The sequence below is a fragment of the Kitasatospora sp. A2-31 genome (genome assembly GCF_022288725.1).
GTDB lineage: Bacteria > Actinomycetota > Actinomycetes > Streptomycetales > Streptomycetaceae > Kitasatospora.
Genome location: NZ_JAKNTA010000240.1, coordinates 1 through 1,180 on the forward strand (window position 1 = coordinate 1; position 1,180 = coordinate 1,180).

Below are 1,180 nucleotides of genomic sequence, written 5' to 3' on the forward strand. Positions count from 1 at the left end.
CCCGCCTGCAGCGCCACCTGCTGCCCACCCCGCTGCTGGACGGCGCCGGACTCTCCTTCACCCGGCGCTACCGCCCCGGCCGGCGGCGCGCCCTGCTCGGCGGCGACTTCTACGACGCCGTGCGCACCGACGACGGCACCGTCCACGTCGTGATCGGCGACGTCTGCGGCCACGGCCCGGACGAGGCCGCGCTCGGGGTGGCGCTCCGGATAGCGTGGCGCACCCTGGTCTTCGCCGGGCTCACCGGCGAGGCCCTGCTCACCACCCTCCAGCACGTCCTGGAGCACGAGCGGCGCAGCGACGAGATCTTCGCGACGCTCTGCATGCTGGTCATCGAGCCCCGCGAGACCACCGGTCGGCTGGACGAGCTGGGCGCCGTCGAGACCGCCCGGCTCTACCTCGCGGGCCATCCCGCACCCCTGCTGCTCGGCTCGGACCACAAGCCGGTCATGCTGCCGGCCGACCTGGCCGGCCCGGCGCTCGGGCTGCTCCCCTGCGACGACTGCGACGCCGTCTGGCCGGCGCACCGGCTCGAACTGCACCCCGGCTGGCGGCTGCTGCTCTACACCGACGGTCTGATCGAGGGCCGCGTCGGCGCCGGATCGCGCAGGCTCGGCCAGGACGGACTGGCGGACCTCATCGGCGACCACCTGGCCGCCGGGCTGACCAGGGGTCGGCTCGTGGACAGTGCGATCGCGGAGGTCGAGGAGCTGAACGGCGGCGCGCTGGCGGACGACGTCGCCGTGCTGCTGCTGGAGCGCAACCCGGTCCAGCTGATCCTGGGCTGACGCGGGCGGCGGAAGGGGTGAGCCCCGGTGCTCGCGGATCGGTCCCGCGAGCACCGGGGCTCACCCCTTCGATCATGTCCGGTGCGCATCGACCCCGCACCGATCGTCCGGCGCGGGTCGACCCGGCTGGTCTACCAGGGGCCGTACGGGCCCATGTTCCGGTCGTTCCGGCCGCCCCGGCTGGTCAGCGCCCGGATCGCCGGGCGCACGTCCACCATGTAGACGATGGCCGCGACCAGCCCCGCCAGCGTCAGGAAGCCCAAGCCGAACAGCAGGTCCAGGCCGAACGCGATCCCGAGGAGGGCCAGCCAGAACCCCTTGGTCTTCTTGTCCGCCGCGCGGTAGGCGTCCTCGCGGCGGGTGGCCGCGTCGACCAGCGCGAACAGCTTGAA

2 protein-coding genes are annotated in these 1,180 nt (G+C 74.0%); one reads left to right on the top strand and one right to left on the bottom strand.

Annotated elements, in window-relative coordinates; translation table 11 throughout:
* Positions 1-788, top strand: a 788-nt coding sequence (locus MCM47_RS41185) for a PP2C family protein-serine/threonine phosphatase (RefSeq protein WP_238951880.1), incomplete at its 5' end; no start/stop codon positions are given.
* Between the two features lie 131 nt (positions 789-919).
* On the opposite strand, the gene MCM47_RS41190 is transcribed toward MCM47_RS41185, so the two are convergent.
* Positions 920-1,180: DUF2516 family protein (locus MCM47_RS41190; protein WP_374209291.1), on the bottom strand; the 261-nt coding region annotated here is incomplete at its 5' end.